This window comes from Novosphingobium sp. (genome assembly GCF_027489515.1).
Lineage (GTDB): Bacteria > Pseudomonadota > Alphaproteobacteria > Sphingomonadales > Sphingomonadaceae > Novosphingobium.
On sequence record NZ_JAIXZS010000035.1, the window covers coordinates 65497 to 85983 of the forward strand.

The window sequence follows — 20487 nt, forward strand, 5'->3', positions numbered from 1 at the left end:
GCACCGCAGGATTGCGCTTTCCTTCCAGCGGGTTGCAATCCTGCCGCAGCGAACAAGCGGCTGGCAGGACGTCCGCTTAACGACATGGACACCAAACCGTCACGGGCGCGTGCGAGGGGGTTGGCGACCGTCATTCAGGGGCCAGCCCCCGGGAGATTCGCGCCATGCCCGCCGCCCGTTCCATCACTGTGATCGACCCGCGGGTCGGCGATATCGCTGCGGTGGTCGCCAGCCTGCCTGCGGGCGAAACGGTCTATGTGCTCGATGCCGGTCAGGACGGGATCGCGCAGATCGCGGCTCTGCTCGCCGGGCAGGACGGAATCGCCGCGCTGCACATCGTCGGCCACGGCAGCGCGGGTGCGCTCACGCTGGGCAGTGGCACGCTGGATGCCGCCGCGCTCGCTGCCCATGCCGATGATCTTGCCGCCATCGGCCGCCACCTCGCGCCCGGCGGCGATATCCTGCTCTATGGCTGCAACGTGGCGGCGGGCACCGCCGGACAGGCCTTCATTGATGCGCTTGGCGCGCTGACCCACGCTGATATCGCCGCGAGTACCGACGTCACCGGCGCCGCCGCGCTCGGCGGCAACTGGACGCTCGAGGCGCACAGCGGCCAGATCGAAGCGCAGACGCTGGCGCTTGGCGCGTTCCAGGGCACGCTCGCCACCATCGACGGCGACGGCACGGCCAACGTGCTCACCGGCACCACCGGCGACGACGTGATCAACGGCTTCGGCGCCAACGACACGATCAGCGCGCTTGCCGGCAACGACGAGATCGATGGTGGCACTGGCGCCGACCAGATGACCGGCGGGCTGGGCGACGACACTTACTATGTCGACAACGCCGGCGACACGGTGATCGAGGCGGCAACCGAAGGCACCGACCTTGTCTTCTCCTCGGTCAGCCTTGCGCTTGCCGCCAATGTCGAGAACCTCACCCTGCTCGGCTCGAGCGCGATCAACGCGATCGGCAATTCGTCGGACAACCTGCTGACCGGCAACACCGCCGCCAACCTTCTCAATGGCGGCCTTGGCAACGATTGGCTCGATGGCAAGGCCGGTGCCGATACGATGATCGGCGGCAAGGGCGACGATACCTATGTGCTGAGCGCGCTGACCGATGTCGTCGTCGAGGCCGAGTTCGAGGGCAACGACACGATCCGTGCCGGCTTCTCCTATGCGCTCGACAAGAATGTCGAGAACTTGCAGCTCACCGGCACGGGCGATTTCAGCGGCGTGGGCAATGTCCTTGCCAACACGCTCACCGGCAACGACGGCGCCAACATCCTCTCCGGCGAGGACGGCAACGACACGCTCGTCGGCGGGATCGGTGCCGATACGCTGATCGGCGGAACCGGCAGCGATACGCTCGATGGCGGTGCAGGGACCGACGCCATGATCGGCGGCTCGGGCAACGATACCTACGTGATCGACAGTGCCGACGACGTGATCGTCGAGGAAGCGGGCCAGGGCGCCGACACCGTCGTCGTAGGCTTCGACTGGATCCTGGCAGATGATTTCGAGAACCTCACGCTCTCGGGCGCTGCGGCGGTCAACGGCACCGGCAGCACGGTCGACAACGTGCTCATCGGCAATGGCGCCGCCAACACGCTCGTCGGGCTCGGCGGCAACGACACGCTCGATGGCGGCGGCGGCGATGATACGCTGATCGGCGGTATCGGGAACGACAGCTACATCATCGATTCTGCCGCCGATCTCATCATCGAGAATGCCGACGAGGGGACGGACACGGTCACGGCCAGCGTCTCCTTCACGCTGGTCGACAATGTCGAGAACCTCACGCTCGGCGGCCTCGTCGCGATCAGCGGCACCGGCAACGACGCGGCCAACGTGCTCATCGGAAACGATGCGGCCAACGCGCTGGCCGGGCAAGGCGGTAACGATACGCTCGATGGCGGCAAGGGCGCCGATGCGCTCGATGGCGGCGCAGGCGATGATACCTATATCGTCGATGACGCGGGCGATACCACGGCCGACAGCGCGGGCACCGATACGGTGCGTGCTTCGGTCAGCTGGACGCTCGCCGCCAGCATCGAAAACCTAGAACTCGCGGGCAAGGCCTCGATCAACGCCACCGGCAATGCGCTCGCCAACACGCTCACCGGCAACGAAGGCGACAATGTGATCGACGGCGGCGCCGGGATCGATGTGATGAACGGCGGCGCCGGGGCCGATACCTACTATGTCGACAACAGCGCCGATCAGGCGGTGGAAACCGTGCGCGGTGGCGGCACCGATACGGTGATCGCCTCCGCGTCCTATAGGATCACCGATTTCGTCGACAATCTCACGCTCACCGGCAGCGCCGATCTCGCGGCCACGGGCAATACAATCAACAACGTGATCGTGGGCAACAGCGGCCGCAACCTGATCGATGGCGGGGGCGGCAAGGATGCGCTCGACGGGCAGGGCGGCGGCGATCTCTATCTGGTCACCAACGCGCGCGATGGCTTCCAGGGCGAGATCCAGGATACCGGCACCAGCGGGATCGACGAGGTGCGCGTCACCTACACCACGATCGGCTATGCCAATTTCAACGAAAAGGACACCGGCATCGAGCGGATCGTGCTCGGTTCCGGCACCGGGGCCAGCGCGGATACCAGCGGCACCTCCACCATCTCGGTCTCCGCCGCCAAGGTGCTCAACGCGCTTACCATCATCGGCAATGCAGGCGCCAACCGCATTTCCGGCACGGCCTTTGCCGATACGATCGATGGCGGCGCCGGGGTCGATACGATGACGGGCGGCGCCGGCGACGACACCTACTATGTCGACAACGTCAAGGACCGCGTCAGCGAACGCGCGCTGGGCGGCTCCGATACGGTCTATTCCTCGGTCAGCTTCAAGCTCGCATCCGCGGTCGATGCGCTGGTGCTCACCGGCAGCGCGGATCTGTCCGGCACTGGCGGCAACGATGCCAACACGATCACGGGCAATACCGGCGCCAACGTGCTCGATGGCGGCAGGGGCGATGATCTGCTGCTCGGGCAGGCCGGCAATGATCGGCTGATCGGCGGCCTTGGCGCCGATACGCTCGAAGGCGGCAGCGGGGCAGACCAGTTCGTCTTTGCCCTCACCCCGCGCTTTGGCGATCCGTTCGATACGATCCGCGATTTCAACAGCGCCGAAGGCGATAGCATCGAGCTTGCCCGCGGTGCCTTCCGCGGTCTTGGCCGCGCCCTCGGTCCGATCACGGCGGATCAGTTCTGGTCCGGTGACGGGGTCTCGCAAGTCCACGATGCGAGCGACCGCATCCTCTATGATACCAGCAGCGGCAAGCTCTGGTACGATCCTGATGGCCTTGGCGATTTCGCGCCCATCCTGATCGCACAGCTTGGCACTTCGGCACACCCGGCGCTCACGTATACCGACATCGTCCTGATTGCCTGACCGGTCGCCGGGCCGTCGCCGCGCCCGGGATCATGCATCAGGTGGAATGACGATATCCTCGGGCGCGAGCCCCCCAGCGCTGCGGGCGATGGCTGCGGCCAGCCCCTGCTCGAGGCTGCGCGTATAGCGCCGGGTATCGAACTGCGGCCCGGTGCGGCAGGCCTCCGCCAACCGCGCGCGCAGGCCGGCCAGCCGCTCCAGATCGCCCGCCAGCGCCTGCGCCAGCGCGGCATAGTCCTCGCGCGTTGTCGTCACCAGTTCGGGCAGGCCGAGCGCGTGCAGCAGGCTCCCGGCGATGCGCGCAGCAAAGCTGCGCCCCGCCAGCGTCAGGATCGGCAGACCGGCCCAGAGCGCATCGACCGCCGTGGTATGCGCGTTGTAGGCAAAGGTATCGAGGAACAGGTCGGCCAGCCGGTGCCGCGCGAGGTGCTCGTCATGTGCGATTCGCCCCGCCCAGACCAGCCGCTCCGGCGCCACGCCCCGCGCCGCCGCCTCGCGGGCGAGGTTGGCACGCGCCGTCGCACCGGGATCGGCAAGCCACAGCACGCTCCCGGGCAGCGCCGCGAGCAGTCCCATCCACACGTCCCACTCCGCCGGGGTGATCTTGTAGGCGGCATTGAACGCGGCAAACACGAAGCCGTGCTCGGGCAGGCCGAACGCGCGCCGGCTCATCGGCCGCGTCGCAATCGGCAGGGTGTCGTCATGGGGGAGGACGCTTCCCGGCAGCATCAGCAGCCGCTCGCGGTAATGCGCACGCGCCTCCGCCGGGATCACCTGCGCGTCCGCCACGAGGTAGTCGATGAACGGTGCCCCCATCGTGCCGGCATAGCCGAGGAAGGCCACCTGCACCGGCGCGATCCGCCGCGCGAGGATGCCGGTGCGGCTCTGCCGGGTATGCCCGGTCAGGTCGATCGCCAGATCAAGCCCAGCCACCCGGATCTGCGCTGCCGCCTCCGCATCGGAAAGGCCTGAAATGTCGGTGAAGTGCTCGGTGCTCGCCGCGATCCGCGCGCGCATGCCGTCCCCCGACGCGGCCGTCAGGGCAAAGGCGTGGACCTCGAAGCGGGAGCGGTCATGCGCGGCAAGTACCCCGGCGATCAGCTGCGCCACCGGATGCACCTTGAAGTCGGCCGAAAGGTAGCCGATCCGCAGCCGCCGCGAACCGGGCGGGCCGGGCAAGGGCGGCGGCACCGCGTCCACCGCAAGCGCGCTCCAGCGCGCCGCTACGAAGCGTTCCGCGCGCAGGCGGTGCCGCTCGGGTGCATCCTCGATCGCGAGCATCCCCAGCGGATGCACCGGCTCACCCGTCACGCCCAGCATCGGCAGACGCGACGCGAAACGGCGCAAGCCGTCCCAGATGCAGAGCCGCGTCTCGATGTGGAGCTTGCGCAGCAGCGCCGTGTCGTTCGCCGCATTGCAGGCCAGTGCGGCATCGAACGCTGCGAGCGCTGCCTCAAGCTGGCCAAGCTCCTGCAGCGCATTGCCGCGATTGGCATGGGCTTCGCTGCAGCGCGGATCGATCGCCAGCGCGCGGTCATAGGCTTCAACCGCCTCGGCATGGCGGCCGAGCTCGGTCAGCGCATTGCCGCGGTTCACATGGCCGTCGCGGTATCCCGGCGCGATCTGCAGCAAGGCATCGCAGGCCACCAGACCCGCCGCCGGCCGCCCGCTATCGAGCCGCAGCACCGCAAGGTTGTTCCATGCCCCCGCATGGCCGGGCGCCAGCGCGACCACCCGCTCGTAGCCGGCCTCGGCAGCCGCCGCCGCGCCCTGGCCATGCAGCAGCAGCGCGCGGTTATAGTGCGCATCGATGCAGTCCGGGGCGATCGCCAGCGCGCGGTCAAACGCCGCCTCGGCCGCCGCTGCCTCGCCCAGCGCCGCCAGCGCTGCACCGCGCAGCACCACCAGCATCGGCTCACGCGGATGGAGCGCAATGAAGCGCTGCGCCTCGCTCGCTGCCCGGTGGTGTTCGTCCGCCTGATAGAGACGGATCAGCGCGTCGAGGCACTGGCTCGCGGACGGTGGCGGGTCAGGAGGGCTCATTGTCGTTAGGTTCGGAAGATCAGGCGCCGCGATCCTACCGAATGGCCGCCCTTTCGTCCACGCGCGAAGGCGGGCCATCCATATTCCGCAAGGGTGCCTTGCGCAGCCGCCGGATGGTCGCGGCGCTTCGGCGCGCTAGAAACGGGGGCACACACCGCAGCAAGGTCTCCCGCCATGTCCGATCCCACCGATCACGCCTTCTCGCCCTCGGTCAAAGCCGCCCAGATCCGCAAGGGCTCGCGTCCCCACTATGCCGGGATGATCATGGCAGACCGGGTCGATGCCCGCCTCGCGGCCTTCATCGCCGATGTGCGCAGCTTCTATCTCGGCACCGCCAGCGCAGATGGCCAGCCCTATATCCAGCATCGAGGCGGCCCCAAGGGCTTCCTCAAGGTGCTCGATGACCAGCGCCTCGCCTTCGCCGATTTCCGCGGCAACCGGCAATATATCACCACCGGCAACGCGGCGGAAAACCGCAAGGCGTTCATCTTCCTGATGGACTACGCCAATCGCCGCCGCATCAAGCTCTGGGGTGAGCTTGAGGTGATCGAGGGCGATGTCGATCTCAACGCCGCGCTCGCCATGCCCGGCTATCGCGGCGTTCCCGAACAGGCGATGGTCTTCACGATCACCGCGTGGGACATCAATTGCCCGCAGCACATCCCCCAGCTTCTGCCGGCAGAGGAGGTCGCCGAAGCGCTCGCTACCCGCGATGCGCGGATCGCCGCGCTCGAAGCACAACTCGCCGCCCTTTCAAAAAGTGGAACCTAACGTTGCAGTTTATCCCCCTACAAAAGCTAGGGCGGCAAACCTACATAGAGACAGCAGCCGCCGGTTTCCCCCTCCCTTCCCGGCGGCCCCAAGCGCTCTGACGGCACATCCCTGGCCGAGCAGAGCCTCAGCACCCGGGCAGGAGTCATCCCCCCCGCAATCCTGCCCGGGTGCCACCCTTTTCCTGAAGTCACCCGTCCCCGTCCCGCCTCGATGAAAGGCCCTGTCATGTCGCGTCCGCCGCTCCCGCCCTTCACCGCTGAAACCGCCGCGCAGAAGGTGCGCCTCGCCGAAGATGCGTGGAACACCCGCGATCCGCAGCGCGTCGCCTTGGCCTATACCGAGGACACCCAGTGGCGGAACCGGGCCGAGTTCGTGGCTGGCCGCGCAGCGGTCGAAGCCCTGCTCACCCGCAAGTGGGCGCGCGAGCTCGACTACCGGCTGGTCAAGGAACTCTGGGCGCACGATGGCAACCGCATCGCGGTGCGCTTCGCCTACGAATACCATGACGACAGCGGCCAGTGGTTCCGCGCCTACGGTAACGAGAACTGGGAGTTCGACGAACACGGCCTGATGCGCCGCCGCATCGCCAGCATCAATGAACACCCCATCCGCGCCGACGAGCGCAAGCTTGATTGGCCGCTCAGCCGCCGCCCCGACGATTACCCCAGCCTCACCGCGCTGGGCTTCTGAAAGCCAGACCGATGAAACCCGCCCGCAACTCCCTTTTCCGCCTGCCGGTCCTCTATCTCTGCTTCGAACGCCTCCGCGCCCGCCCCGATTGGCTTGAAAGCTGGCTGATCGGTTGGGCCCTGCTCCTCGCCTGGGGCCTGTTCGCATTCTTCGTGATGCCCGCCAGCCTCGCCGCCACCGCCGCGCAATCGGTGTTCTTTGCGGGCCTGTTCCCGTGGATCCTGCTGCCGGTCGCTCAGGCCTCCGGCTCGAAGCCCTGCGGCAAGGGCTAGGCGGCGCGGGCACGCCTGGCGTTTAGCGAAGCGACAGGGACTGCGACGAACTCGCCATTCCCGCGCCAAGGAGTCAGTGGCAAGTTCATCACCAAAAGCGGACGCTCATCGAACGCATGCCCGGGCTGGAATTGCGTCCACTATCGGGCCGGTCGCGGACTGGTGGCCATGAAGCTCAGCGCGTGTGATAGCTGCTGCTCATCCAAGGATTGAGTGATAACGCCTTGACTTGCGGGCAATTTGGTCGATTGCAACCGCGTGCCCTCAAGCGCTTTCCTCCGCGTCCGCCGACGGTCGGTCGGTCTGCGACAGTGGCTCCGAGCAAGTGAGCTGGCATTCATTCTCCTTGCCGCATTGGCCGGCGCAGCTGCGGGTACTGCCACAATCGCGCAGTCGTGGCTGGCGCATGCGATCCAGCGTCTGTTGTACGGCGTGACGATCAATCGGTTGAGTGCGCTTGGATCGATCAGCCATCCATGGAAACTGCTCGCACTGCCGCTCGGGGGTCTGCTCATCATGCTGCTCGCGCGCTGGGAACGGCGGCGGCGCACGCCAATCGACGTGGTAGAGGCCAACGCGCTCCATGGCGGACGCATTCCCGCTACCGACAACCTCGTCGTCGCCGCGCAAACGATCGTCTCCAACGGCTGCGGTGCCTCAGTCGGGCTCGAGGCGGCCTACGCGCAAATGGGGGGCGGCATCGCCTCCCTGCTCGGGCAGTGGCTGCGGCTGCGCCGGGCCGATCTGCGGACGCTGGTCGGCGCGGGGGCCGGTGCTGGGATCGCGGCTGCCTTCGGTGCGCCGCTGACAGGCGCCTTCTATGCGGTGGAAATCGTCATTGGCAGCTATAGCACGGCGTCGATCGCGCCCATCGTGGCGGCCGCGCTAGCTGCGGCTCTCGTCATGCGGGGCCTCGGCGTCGAACCCTATCTCATCGCGACGACTGCCAGCCGAACGATCACCACGGTCGATTACCTCGCCTATGCGGGACTGGGCATCGTCTGTGCCATGCTCGGCATCGCCATCATGCGGATGGTGACCCTGGCCGAGCGCGCGGTGAAGGCCGTCCGGCGGATCGAGCTTTGGCGCCCACTGATCGGAGGGCTGACCTTGATGCCGTTGGCGATGATCTCACCGCAAACGCTTTCGGCGGGCCATGGGGCACTCCACCTCGATCTGCTGCTTCGTCCGACAATGAGCTTCCTCATCGTGGTCATATTGCTCAAGATCGCGGCGTCGGTGATCTCGCTCGCCAGTGGCTTTCGCGGCGGCCTGTTCTTCGCGTCGCTGTTCATCGGGTCGCTGGTCGGCCAGCTGTTCGCAGAGCTGTTCAACCTCAACCCCTGGGGCTTGCACGTCAACGCGATGGACGCAGCAATGGTCGGCATGGCAGCGCTCAGTGTGTCAGTCATCGGCGGGCCGATGACACTCGGAATGCTGATGCTGGAGACCACGCACGACTTCGCCTTGATGGGAGTCGTGTTGACGGCCTCCTTGCTGGCAACGGCCGTGACGCGAGAAGTGTTCGGCTATTCCTTCTCGACCTGGCGGCTGCACGTGCGCGGATCGATCATCCGCAGCCCACGCGACATTGGCTGGATGCTGACGCTGAATGCCGGGCGGATCATGCGACGCGACTGGATTGCGGTGCCAGAGAACAGCACGATCGCCGATGTCCGCGCTGCCATCCCGCCGGGGTCTGCGAGCAAGGCGGTGATCGTCGATCAGGCCGGCCACTACCGCGGAATCGTGCCCGCCGCCGCCGCCCATACTTCTGAGCGTGACGGCATGTCGCCGGCAACGGCGCTCGCGGTGCTGACCGACACGACCTTGACGCCCGCCGACGACCTGAAATCGGTCTTGCGCGCATTCGACAACGTCCAGGCAGATGAGCTTGCCGTGGTGACAGAGGACGGAACGCTACTGGGTATCGTCACCGAGAAGTATGCGAGACGACGCTATCTCGAGGAGATCGAGGCCGCCCAGCGCCACCTGTTCGGAGAATGAAGGCCGCCCTTGGCGAGAGTGCAGGCCTGTGTCGGCGGACGGAGATCAGATTGCGTTCATGCTTGCATCGGTTGAGGGGGGCTGCTGCGAGACACATTCTCCGGTGGTGACCGGGGCCGGGTTGTCTTCGCACAAGCTAGCGCGCGCCGATCGAAACGAGATGATCTGAGGCCGGGAATGCATCCCCGGCTGACTGCTGGGCGGAAAAGGATTGGCGTTGCTCATCGAACAGCAGTGCGACCGTGCAGGCTTCCAGCGGCGCACTGAGCAGGAAGCCCTGCACATGGGTGCAGCCATTCACCGCCACGAAGGCGAGCTGCGCGTCGTTCTCGATGCCTTCGGCGGTGACGTCAAGCTGCAGATTGGCACCGAGCTGGCATATCGCGCGCACGATCGAGGCAGTGCTGGAATCGCCCGGCAGGCTTGCGATGAAGCTGCGGTCGATCTTGATCCGGTCGATGGGAAAACGATGGAGGTAGCCAAGCGAGGAGTAGCCCGTGCCGAAATCATCGAGCGTGATGGTAAGTCCAAGTTCGCGCAGCTCCCGCAGGGTGCGCAGCACCACTTCGTCATCCCCCAGCAGCGAGGTTTCGGTAATTTCGATCGCGAGCCGCGCGGGGCTGAGACCGCTGCTATCGAGCGCGTTCCGGACGACGTCGAGCAGCCCCCCGCTCATGATCTGAATCGGCGACACATTGACTGAAACGGCAAGGTCCGCTGGCCATTTTACTGCGGCCGCGCACGCCGTCTGCAATACCATCTCGCCAACCGCACAAATGAGGCCCAGCTCTTCCGCGACCGGGATGAACACGCCGGGCGGCACCTCGCCGCGGGTGGGTGAGTGCCATCGGAGCAGCGCTTCCGCCCCGGTGAACCGGGCACTGCGCAGATCGAAGATGGGCTGGAACGCGACCTCGATGCTGCGGTTCGACCAGGCGAGCCGCAACTCGTTCTCAAGCGCGCAGCGTTCCAGCATCTTGCGGGTGAGCGAGGGATCGAACAGGCAAGTGCGGCCGCGGCCTTCGTGCTTGGCCCGGTAGAGCGCCACGTCTGCCTGCTGGGTCAACGTCTCGGCGTCGCTGCTGTCGGTGGGCGCTAGCGTGACGCCGACACTCGCGCCGATCTCGGCGACATAGCCGTCGAGCATGAACGGGCAGGAGAGCGCCTCGACGATCTCCTCGGCAAGATTGCGTGCCGCCTCGCGACCGGCAATTTCGCGCGCAATGATGGCAAATTCGTCGCCGCCGATGCGGGCGATGAGGTCGCCGCCGCGCGCCACCCGCCGCAGCCGCTGCGCGACGCTCTTGAGCAGAAGGTCGCCGACCGGATGACCGAGTGTGTCGTTGATGGCCTTGAACCGGTCGAGATCGATCATCAGGACGGCGAAGGCCTGCCCGTGGCGAACGAGGAGTTCGCACTCGTCGGATAGCTGGGTAACAAAGCTGTAGCGGTTGCAGAGCCCTGTCAGCATGTCGTGCAAGGCAAGCTGGCGCAGGCGGTCCTGCGCCTCGGCTCGGCTTTCCTCGACGAGGTGGGTCGAGACGCCGGTGCCGACGATGACCACCGCAGCGACGGCGATGGCGGCGGCCATGGCACTGAACACCTCGCTGTTGGCGCCTTTGCCAAAGCCCTCGATCGGGATCACGACGAAGGCCGCCATGCCGACAAAGTGCAGGATCAGGATGGCGGCCATCAGCAGGAGTGTCGCATCCCAGGCACGTCCCATGGCGGTGGCCCGTTTGGCCCGCAGGCGGTCGATCGCGATCGCCGAGAACCCCATCGCGCACAGGGCCGAGAAAGCGACATAGCCGGGCAGCCAGTGTACGACCCCGTCGGGCCGATAGGCAAACATCCCGACGTAGTGCATCACACAGATCGCCAGACCGATCATGCCGCCACCACAGAGGGCGGAAGAGAGGCGGCCACGCAACCGCGCGAGGATGAGGCCGATCGCCGTTCCGCCAATGGCGATGAGCGCCGAGACAATCGTCAGCGTGGCATCAAAGCGCACCGGAACGCCGGGACGATAGCCGAGCATCGCGATGAAGTGCGTCGACCAGATCGAAAAGCCGGCGCAGACCGAGGTGAGGAAAAGCCAGTGCAGCCCGGTCGACCCGCGCGCGTGCAGGCTCCGATGCGCCAGTCGTATGGTTACCGAAGACCCGAACAGACAAACCAGGGCCGCAAGCAGCACCAGCAGCGGATCGTGTTCGTGTGTCAGGCAATTCAAGACGCGCACAATCCACCTCGCGGATCGTGAACGTGGGTGCGCGCGCCTAACGGACCTTGAAGATTCAGCGTTAATTCGCACTTCAGCATCCACTTTCCGGACCGTGCACGACCACCAGCCGGTTTTGTCCGGCAAGGCGCGCCGAGACCCGCCGTCAGCGCGAAGCTGCTGATTTGCTGCGTGTCTTTTGCCGAGCAGGCGAGGGCAGATGGCGGAAAAGCAAGGTGCTTTGGCGCCCGGGCCCGGTAACACCTTTCAACGCTGCGAACTTCCTGCGTTCGATCTATGCTTTAAACTCGATCCGCACATCCACGGTCGAACATCGGCACGCGAGGCCCCCCTTGCGGCGCCTGGATTACCCGCACCACCAGTGCCGCGCGTAACATAAGATAGTTACATAATTGGTCTTTAGGTAGCATTGCGCTCTGGTTGTGCAATAAGCGTGTGCCATGCCGATACCGCTTGAAACCCACAAACATGTTGAGATGCTGGTCGAACGCTTTCGGGCATCGATCGGCCCGTTCGTGGCGGCTGCCGAGTCGACCCACATGCCGATGATCTTTGCCGACGGGCAGGAGGCCGATCATCCGATCGTGTTCGCCAACCGCGCCTTCAGGGATCTTGCGGGATTTGATGCAGAGGCGCTGCCCGGTCAGCCGATCGCTGGCCTGCTTGGCGAGTTGGCCGATTCCGGAACCTCTGCAGCGATCCAGACGGCCTTGTCGGCAGGCGAGAGCGGAAACTGGGAACTGCAATGCCGGCGGGCCGACCGGAGCGAGTTCCTTGCCGCCATTTTCCTGAGCCCCATGCGCGATGCGCAGCACGTGATCCGGCACAACCTCCTCTCGTTCATCGAGCTCGGCGGTCCGGTTGACCGTCTGCTGGAGCAGCGCAACGAGTTCCATGCGCTCTACGAGCAGGCCCCCGGTTTCATCGCCGCCGCAGAAGGGCCGGAGCATCGTTTCACCTTTGCCAATGCGTCGTACAAGCGCTTCGTCGGGCGCGATCAGCTCGTAGGCCTGACTGTGGCCGAGACCATGCCCGAGCTGGTCGAACAGGGGTTCATCGGACTGCTCGATCAAGTCTACCGTACTGGCGAACCGTTCGTCGGCACGGGCATGCCGCTCGGTTTCGTCGATCCGGAAACGGGCAAATCCGAACAGCGCTATGCCGATTTCGTCTACCAGGCCGTGCGCAACGCCGGCGGCAAGATCACCGGACTGTTCTGCGAGGGTTACGACGTGACGGTGCAGCGCAAGACTGCAGAGAGCCTTTCGGCCCTGCAATCCGAGATGATCCATATCTCGCGCGTCAATGCGATGGGAACGATGGCGACGACGCTCGCGCACGAACTCAACCAGCCGCTGAGTGCGATCACCAACTATGCGGCGGGCGGCCTGAAACTGATCGATCCCGCGGAGCACGGAGCCGGCCGCCTGATCCAGGCCATGGAAGGCATCAACGAAGCCGCCCATCGCGCCGCCGACATCATCCGCAACATGCGGGAACTCACCCGGCGGCGCGAGCCCAAGCGGGTGGCCTTTGAACTCAAGTCGGCGGTCGGCGAATGCGTCCGGCTCGTGCGCGCGACGGTTTCGCCGGGCATCAGCATCCGTGATCAGGTTGCTTCCGGCACGACGATGGCGGCGGACAGGGTGCAGATCCAGCAGGTGATCATCAACCTGCTCCGCAATGCCTGCGAGGCTGTGATGCAGATGGACCGGCAGGAGGTTTCGATCACGGCCCATGCAAAGCATGACTCACTCGTTGTCAGTGTAATCGATACGGGTCCCGGCGTATCGGCCGAGGCCGCGCAGGACATCTTCTCCTGGTCGGATTCGACCAAAGAAGGTGGCATGGGCTTCGGCCTCTCGATCTGCCGCACGATCGTCGAAGCCCACCGCGGCCGGATCTGGCTCGAGAACAGCGGCTCCAATGGCTCGGAGTTCTGTTTCTCGGTCCCCCTTCTCTCCGAGACGGCGCAGGCCTGAACCCCGCCCGATCATCCCATTGAAGTTAGATTGATCGGGCGGGGAGGCACTGGCCGGGGTGCCGATGAGCTTGGGGGGACGTGACACCCCGGCCGCTGACACCGGGGGGAGCATGTCCCGGTGCAGTCTCGTGTTGCACCCTCATTGCGGCCTCCGCGCTTAAGGCGGGCTTGGCGGCGCTACCGGAGATTTACGGTATCGACGGCTGCTCAATCAGGGTCGGGAACGGGCGGCGCGCGGTGAATTCGCACAGCAGTTCACCAAGCCAATCAGCAGCGCGGCGGCGTTCGGCCGGCGAAGGGTCGTTGAGCAGGCGCGTCACGTGGCGCGAGACGAATTGCGACGGGCCGAAATAGGCCATGCTCCACGTATCGAAGCGGCGCTGTTCTAGCGGTCCCTGCTCGACGATCACGATCTCGTCGTGGCGGATGTCGCAGGTCACGCGGTGCATCAGGTCCTCGATCGCGGCTTTGTCGCCTTCGAGCGCCTGTGCGAAGTGCGTGCCGGTGAACAGCAGCGCGCCAGTAAGCCCCACCGCGGCATTGCGTGTTACCGATGTCGCGACGATCCCGGCGACGACTGCTTCGGCTTCCTCCGGCGCAATCGTGCTGCGGCTGATGTAGAGCAGGGACCCTAGCGAGGCGGGCTCACGGATCTGTACGGCTTCCTGCTGGTTCAGGTAATCGGCCATTTTCCAAACCCTTGACTGAAGTGGGCAACCATCGCCGGGACGCAGCGTGATGCTTCAGGAGGGCTGAACAGGAAGCCCTGCCCGACGTCGCAGCCATGTGCCTTGACGAATTCGGCTTGGGTAGAGGTTTCGATGCCTTCCGCAACCGTTTCGATGCCAAGGCTGTTACCAAGGCCAATCAGCGCTCGGACAATTGCCATGTCATCGGGGTTGCGGCCGATGCCGCCAACGAAGGAGCGATCGATCTTGAGGACATCGACGGGAAACTGCTTGAGGTGCGTCAGCGAAGCAAAGCCGGTGCCGAAATCATCGAGCGCGATGCGGATGCCGCATTCGCTCAGCTTCTTGAGCGCGCGCGCCACATGATGTGCGCCGCGGCCGAGGAAAACGCCCTCCGTCACCTCGACCTCGATCAGACTGGCGGGCAGCGCTCGGGCGTCAAGCTCCGCAAGCAGCCGCTCGGCAAAGTCGTCGGCATGGAAATCCGCTGCGCAGGTGTTGATCGCGACATGCCCGAATGACAGCCCGATTTCGGCCCAGCGGCGCATGTCATCGAGTACACCTGCGATCATCTGCCGGCTGATCGCGGCGGCAAGCTGGCGATCGGTGAAGGCCGGCGCGAACATCTCAGGCAGGATGGGCGCGCCGCCGACCTGCTCGCAGCGCACCAGCGCCTCGAAGCCGACCAGCGCACCCGAGGCCAGATCGAGCTTTGGCTGATAATAGGGGATGATGCGGTTCTCGGCGACACCCTCACGCGCGATCGCCATCATCCGCGCTTCGCGCTCAAACTCGTCTGCCATGCTCGGCGAATAGGTTATCGCGCAGCCACGACTGAGTTTGGCCGTCGCCAGTGCGAGATCGCTGCACTTGGTAAGCTCCGACGCCGTGGCTGCATGATCGGGATAGATGGCAAGGCCGATGCTGGCCCGGCATTCCACCATGCGTCCCTCATGCAGGATCGGCTCCTGCAGCCTCGCATTGAGCGAGCGCATGCAAGCGGCGATCTCCTCGTCGCGCTCGATGCCCGGCAACACAACGCCAAACTCGTCACCGCCAAGCCGCGCGACGGTATCCGAGGCGCGCAGCACGGAAGGCAGCCTTTTCGCAAAGCTGCACAGCAGGGCGTCGCCGACGTCATGACCGAGCGAGTCATTGATCTGCTTGAAATGGTCGACATCGACAAGCATCAGCGCAACCCGGGTGCCCTCGAGGCGCGCATGCTTCATGGCGCTCTCCAGCCGCTTCTGGAACAGGGTGCGCATCGGCAGGCCAGTCAGTTCGTCATGTTCGGCAACGTAGAGCAGCTGCTTGGAGAGCGCGGATTGGAGCGCCAGCTGTTCCTGCCGCTCGATCACCGAACGGCGCAACTCCAGCAGCGAACGCACTTGCGTCGCCAGCGCGCGCAAGGTCTCCTGCTCGTCCTCGCTGAGCCCCGCCTGGCGCGGTGTCTGATCGATTACGCAAAGCGACGCGATGGGCGTGCCGTCGGCCGCAACAATTCGCGTGCCGGCATAGAAGCCGATGTGCGGATCGCCCGTGACGAGCGGATTGTTGCTGAACCGAGGATCGCGCTGCGCATCCGTTACGATGAAGACCGCTTCCGACTCAATGACATGCACGCAGAACGAGATGTCGATGGGGGTTTCCTGCAGGCTGAAACCCCATGTCGCCTTGAACCATTGCCGGTCATCATCGAGGAAGCTGATCGCCGCCGCCTCGGTGTGGCAGAAGCGCGCAGCAAGCATTGCGATATTGTCGAATGCTACCTCGCGCTCGCTGTCGAGGATATCGTAGTGATCGATTGCGGTACGCCGGATAGACCGCTCTGCCGCCGGAAGCGACGAACGGATCCGCGACGCCTCTTGGGCGATGACGTTCATGGGCGCCTCCAGGCCGTCTGCGTGGCATTCGCATCAATGGCAAACGTGTGCCTAACCGCCGGAAGGTAAAGCCTGCTGAGAACAAGCCAATAACCAAGGTTTAACCTGCCATATACAACTCGATCAGAGCCCCTATGCTGCGCGCCCGAGTGTTTGGTCTGGCGACGCTCTAACAGATTGATAATATGATGGAACAGGGGAGGTCTGGCGCAATCGAGATCGTGATGGATCAGCCGGCCCCGCCGCGGCGGCGGGTCTATCTGATCGATGACGATGCGGATGTGCGCAAGTCGCTGCATTTTCTGCTCGGTGTCTCCTCGATCACCGCCTGGCCGTTTGCCGAGTCCGCCGATTTTCTCGATCAGCTTGACGAATTGCCGCCCGCGCCCATCCTGCTCGACATCCGCATGCCGCGGATTGACGGCCTGCAAATGCTCGCGCTGCTCAAGGAGCGTGAGATCACATGGCCGGTGATCATGATGACGGCCCATGGTGACATTGCAGTCGCGGTGCGCGCGATGAAGCTTGGCGCCATCGAGTTCCTTGAAAAGCCCTTTGAACCGGACTTGCTCGAGCAGGCGCTTGATCAGGCCTACGGCGTCCTCGGCCGCATTGAAAGAACTGTGCAGTCGCGGCGCAGGGCGCGGCAGCTGCTCGGCCAACTTTCCCGCCGCGAAAGCGAAGTCCTGACAATCCTCATGGAAGGCGTGCCCAACAAGATTGCCGCGCATCGCTTGGACCTCAGCCCCCGCACGGTCGAGATGCATCGCGGCAATGCCCTCGCGAAGCTGGGCCTCAAGAGCATCGCCGAAGCCGTCGCACTCGTCACGGCCGCGGACCTGGGCGGACACCCGCTCGGCTGGGGCGTGGGCGAGATCTGATCGGTCTGAGGCAAAGGCGCGATACGTCTGCACCACCGTTCAGTTCGGTGCGCTGGCGGCAGCTGGCGCCGGAACCGGTTGCTGTGTCCTGAATCCGATCCGGCCATCCTTGCTCCATTGGGTGCGGCCATAAAGCAGCGGCGCATTCCCGATCCGCACGACGAGGATCTGGCCCGGCTTCAGGCCAGGGCTGGTATCAAGCAACATGCCATACTCCGACAGGTTGCGCACGATCGCCGGGCGCGGGGGGCGCCCCACCAGCAGGCGCGCCGCCTGATCGAGCCGCACGCGCGGCGCGCGGGGCAGGTGCGCGATATCGCTGCCATAATCGACATGGCAGGTCTGCTGTCCGAACATTGCCAGCGCTTGCGGCACGTCAACGCCAAAGCGCCGGTCCAGAATCCACCGCACCTTGCCGGCGTAGTAATTCTGCTCATCGATCGTGAGGTGCAGGGTCTGGCCGATGACCAGCTCGAGGTCGGTCTCTCCCATCAGCCCCGTTGCCGAGCCGTCTCGGATTCGCGCATCCCCAAAGCCATCAATGGGATAGATCGATGCTCGCAGAAAGACCGACCGGCGGCGCGCGCGGCGGCGATCACTGGACGCGGCCGCCTGCGTCTCGGCCATCGCCGGGGCAAGTTGGTCAACTTTCGAATCCGTCAACATCGCGTCAGCCTCCCGTTTGCCGCAAAGCCCCTCATGGGATCGGCGCGGTTACGAGGGTGTCGGTACCGTTACCGAAAAAGTACGGGGTTTTGGGGGTGGTTCGCCGGAAGAGGGGCTGCGGCCACGCGCACTAGGCGATCAGGCGCTGCTCGCGGTGCCGCATTCAGGCGCTCAGGAACAGACCTCAGATTGAAGCCAAGTGTTACCAACAGGCGGTTCTGCAGCGCATCCTTGCACAGATGGGGCGGTTGGTGAGCCTTCACCTTGCCGCACCGAGCCGCTATCGCCAGCGGCCACATGGGCGGGATGCACAGCACCGATGACTAGCACGCTATCTGATCGGCAAGCGGTCTGGGCATTTGCATTGGGCTGCCTTGCCGTCACGCTTGGCGTCCTGGCCCACCTGCCGATGTTCGCGATGGCGCGGGCGATGCATTACCATCTCGCCGGCATGCCGATGGACAACCTGATGCTGGGCGGGATGATACTCATCCTGCTCGGGACCGGGATCGCTGCATATGGCCTGCTGCCGCGCGAGCTTGCTGCACAACGCGCAGCCGCAGCAGATATCGTCGTCGCCGCGCCCGAAGATGCCCCGCTCAGCGCAGCGCACTGGGTGCTGATGGCGGTGCTGGTGATCGCGCTGATCATCGACGTGATGAAGCCTGCCTCGCTCGGCTTCACCGTACCGGGCATGATCAGCGAGTATGGCGTACCCAAGAAGACGGTGTCACTGGTACCGTTCTTTGCGCTGGCCGGTACGGTCACCGGCTCGGTGCTGTGGGGTTGGATCGCCGACATCTATGGCCGCAAGGCTTCGATCCTGCTCTCGGCGGTGATGTTCGTCGGCACTTCGATCTGCGGGGCGATGCCCAGCCTCGCGTGGAACATCGCAATGTGCTTCATGATGGGTGCGGCGGCAGGCGGCATGCTGCCCGTCACTTACGCGCTGCTGGCCGAGATGATGCCCAGTCGCCATCGCGGCTGGAGCCTCGTGCTGGTCGGCGGACTAGGCGCTGTCGGTGGCTACTTCGCGGCGAGCGGCCTCTCCGCCCTCCTTCAGCCAATCTTCGGCTGGCGCATTCTCTGGCTCGCCAATCTGCCGACCGGCCTCACGCTGGTACTGCTCGGCGCACTCATTCCGGAATCGGCGAAGTTCCTGCTCGCGCGCGGGAGAGTAGAGGAAGCCGAGGCCGTGATGCGCCGCTTCGGTGCGCGCGCGACTTACGTCAGCGCCGCTGTGCCCACCGAGCCGCGCACATCGCAAGCACTCTCGGGCCTCGCGCTCTATGGCAAGCTCGCTGCGCTCAGCATTTGTGCGCTTTCGTGGGGCCTCATCAACTTCGGCCTCCTGCTGTGGCTGCCCGCTGACCTCGTGGCGAAGGGCTATCCGGTGAGCGTGTCGAGCCGTCTGCTTGCGGAAAGCGCGCTCATCGCGTTCCCGACCGTGTTTGTCGCCGCGTTGCTCTACAGCCGGTGGAGCACCAAATGGGCGCTGTGCGCAATGATCGCGCTGACTTTTGCCGGATTGCTGCTCGTCCTGCGGCTCGAACAAGCAGGGAGCGGCAGCCCGGTGCTCCCTGTTGCGCTGCTGATCGTCGGGACCAACGGCATCATCGCTATCGTGCTGCCCTACACGGCCGAAAGCTTTCCCTTGCGCGTGCGCGGCCGCGCTACCGGTTGGATCGCCGCCTGCACCAAGGCTGGCGGGCTGATGGCCCAGGGCCTCACCATCAGTGGCGCCGCGCTCTCGATGGTCACTTCATCGCTGATCGTGATGGTGCCAACCGTCTTGTCACTGGTCCTCGTGGCCTGGTTCGGGCGGGAAACGCGCGGCCTCGATCTGCGGGCGCTTGATGCCTGAAGCCGATGGGGCGCCGCCTTCTGGTCGGGAACAGTCGGACCTATGTGGCCCAGCGGCCTAAACCGCACACGCACCCGACCGGATCAGGAACCGCTGCTCGCGCCCGTTATCAAGGCTGAACATGCCGCCCCTCCCGGGCACCGCATCGAGCAGCAGGTCGACCGCCTCGCCCGCTGCGCTCCATGCCTCGAACTGGCGCACGCCGATATAGAACGGCGCCTCGCCCACCTGCCCCAGCAGCACGTCGCTCTCGCCCACGCGAAATTCGCCCGCCGGGTAGCACATGGGGGAGGAGCCATCGCAGCATCCGCCCGATTGGTGAAACAGCACCGGCCCGTGCTCGGCGATGATCTCGCCAAGCAGGGCCAGCGCTGCCGGGGTGGCTGCAACCTTGTGCATCGGCCTCAGAAGAAGCCCAGCGCCTTGGGGCTGTAGCTCACCAGCAGGTTCTTGGTCTGCTGATAGTGGTCCAGCATCATCTTGTGGTTTTCGCGCCCGATGCCCGATTGCTTGTAGCCGCCGAACGCCGCATGCGCGGGATAGGCGTGATAGCAGTTGGTCCATACACGCCCGGCCTGCACCGCGCGCCCCGTGCGATAGGCCTGCGTGCCATTGCGCGTCCACACGCCCGCACCAAGGCCATAGAGCGTGTCGTTGGCGATGGCATGCGCGTCCTCGGCGTCCTTGAAGGTCGTCACCGCCACCACGGGGCCGAAGATCTCCTCCTGGAACACGCGCATCTTGTTGTGGCCTGCAAGGATCGTCGGCTTGATGTAGAAGCCGCCCGCCATGTCGCCCGGCATCACGTTGCGCTCGCCGCCCGTCAGCACCTTGGCGCCTTCGCCCCGCGCGATCTCGAAGTAGGAGAGGATCTTCTCAAGCTGCTCCGAGGAAGCCTGCGCCCCGATCATCGTCGCTGCATCGAGCGGGCTGCCCTGCACGATCTTTTCGACGCGGGCGACGGCGCGCTCCATGAACTTGTCGTAGATCGATTCCTGGATCAGCGCGCGGCTCGGGCAGGTGCAGACCTCGCCCTGGTTGAGCGCGAACATCGCAAAGCCTTCGAGCGCCTTGTCGAAGAA

At 65.3% G+C, this 20487-nt stretch carries 14 protein-coding genes and 1 pseudogene; 8 read left to right on the top strand and 7 right to left on the bottom strand.

All coding sequences use genetic code 11. The features are described from left to right. Positions 1 to 164: 164 nt before the first annotated feature. Positions 165 to 3413 carry a DUF4347 domain-containing protein gene (locus Q0082_RS06475; RefSeq protein ID WP_298191005.1) on the top strand — a complete coding sequence of 1083 codons (3249 nt, stop codon included), beginning with the start codon at positions 165 to 167 and terminating at the stop codon, positions 3411 to 3413. A 30-nt stretch (positions 3414 to 3443) separates the two neighbouring features. Here the strand turns inward: Q0082_RS06475 and Q0082_RS06480 are convergent, their stop codons facing one another. Beyond that, on the bottom strand, positions 3444 to 5456 hold the full coding sequence (locus tag Q0082_RS06480) for a glycosyltransferase family 41 protein (protein ID WP_298191007.1): 2013 nt from the start codon (positions 5454 to 5456) through the stop codon (positions 3444 to 3446). 174 nt (positions 5457 to 5630) lie between these two features. Between Q0082_RS06480 and Q0082_RS06485 the strand changes: the two genes are divergently transcribed. The 4 genes from Q0082_RS06485 to Q0082_RS06500 all read left to right on the top strand — a co-directional run bounded on the left by Q0082_RS06485 (position 5631) and on the right by Q0082_RS06500 (position 9199). Further along, entirely contained in the window at positions 5631 to 6227 is a 597-nt protein-coding gene (locus Q0082_RS06485) for a pyridoxamine 5'-phosphate oxidase family protein (protein ID WP_298191009.1), read from the top strand. Positions 6228 to 6455: 228 nt separating this feature from the next. Then, positions 6456 to 6920, top strand: a complete 465-nt coding sequence (locus Q0082_RS06490; RefSeq protein WP_298191011.1) for a nuclear transport factor 2 family protein — start codon at positions 6456 to 6458, stop codon at positions 6918 to 6920. A gap of 11 nt (positions 6921 to 6931) precedes the next feature. Then, on the top strand, positions 6932 to 7192 hold the full coding sequence (locus Q0082_RS06495) for a hypothetical protein (protein ID WP_298191013.1): 261 nt from the start codon (positions 6932 to 6934) through the stop codon (positions 7190 to 7192). A 258-nt stretch (positions 7193 to 7450) separates the two neighbouring features. Then, positions 7451 to 9199, top strand: coding sequence for a chloride channel protein (locus tag Q0082_RS06500; protein ID WP_298191015.1), 1749 nt, complete (start codon positions 7451 to 7453; stop codon positions 9197 to 9199). A 136-nt stretch (positions 9200 to 9335) separates the two neighbouring features. Here the strand turns inward: Q0082_RS06500 and Q0082_RS06505 are convergent, their stop codons facing one another. Beyond that, positions 9336 to 11564, bottom strand: a complete 2229-nt coding sequence (locus Q0082_RS06505) for an EAL domain-containing protein (protein ID WP_298191017.1) — start codon at positions 11562 to 11564, stop codon at positions 9336 to 9338. A 350-nt stretch (positions 11565 to 11914) separates the two neighbouring features. Here Q0082_RS06505 and Q0082_RS06510 point away from each other — a divergent pair, with 350 nt between their 5' ends. Then, the gene (locus tag Q0082_RS06510; protein WP_298191019.1) at positions 11915 to 13420 is read left to right on the top strand and encodes an ATP-binding protein; all 1506 of its coding nucleotides are present in this window, start codon (positions 11915 to 11917) and stop codon (positions 13418 to 13420) included. Positions 13421 to 13610: 190 nt separating this feature from the next. Here the strand turns inward: Q0082_RS06510 and Q0082_RS06515 are convergent, their stop codons facing one another. Both Q0082_RS06515 and Q0082_RS06520 read right to left on the bottom strand, forming a co-directional pair. Further along, on the bottom strand, positions 13611 to 14111 hold the full coding sequence (locus tag Q0082_RS06515; RefSeq protein WP_298191021.1) for a BLUF domain-containing protein: 501 nt from the start codon (positions 14109 to 14111) through the stop codon (positions 13611 to 13613). Continuing rightward, complete coding sequence (locus Q0082_RS06520; RefSeq protein WP_298191023.1) at positions 14096 to 15994, bottom strand: EAL domain-containing protein; 1899 nt, start codon at positions 15992 to 15994, stop codon at positions 14096 to 14098. The genes Q0082_RS06515 and Q0082_RS06520 overlap by 16 nt, the downstream gene beginning before the upstream one ends. 224 nt (positions 15995 to 16218) lie before the next feature. Between Q0082_RS06520 and Q0082_RS06525 the strand changes: the two genes are divergently transcribed. Further along, complete coding sequence (locus Q0082_RS06525; protein ID WP_298191025.1) at positions 16219 to 16875, top strand: response regulator; 657 nt, start codon at positions 16219 to 16221, stop codon at positions 16873 to 16875. A gap of 39 nt (positions 16876 to 16914) precedes the next feature. Here the strand turns inward: Q0082_RS06525 and Q0082_RS06530 are convergent, their stop codons facing one another. Then, positions 16915 to 17541, bottom strand: coding sequence for a PilZ domain-containing protein (locus Q0082_RS06530; protein WP_298191027.1), 627 nt, complete (start codon positions 17539 to 17541; stop codon positions 16915 to 16917). Between the two features lie 319 nt (positions 17542 to 17860). On the opposite strand from Q0082_RS06530, the gene Q0082_RS06535 reads away from it, so the two are divergent. Further along, positions 17861 to 19405 (top strand): MFS transporter, encoded by a 1545-nt coding sequence (locus Q0082_RS06535; protein WP_298191029.1) that lies wholly within the window; start codon positions 17861 to 17863, stop codon positions 19403 to 19405. A gap of 57 nt (positions 19406 to 19462) precedes the next feature. On the opposite strand, the gene Q0082_RS06540 is transcribed toward Q0082_RS06535, so the two are convergent. Both Q0082_RS06540 and adh read right to left on the bottom strand, forming a co-directional pair. Then, the gene (locus tag Q0082_RS06540) at positions 19463 to 19804 is read right to left on the bottom strand and encodes a DUF779 domain-containing protein (RefSeq protein WP_298191031.1); all 342 of its coding nucleotides are present in this window, start codon (positions 19802 to 19804) and stop codon (positions 19463 to 19465) included. Between the two features lie 5 nt (positions 19805 to 19809). Continuing rightward, positions 19810 to 20487, bottom strand: a pseudogene (gene adh, locus Q0082_RS06545) (aldehyde dehydrogenase); the annotation flags it as partial.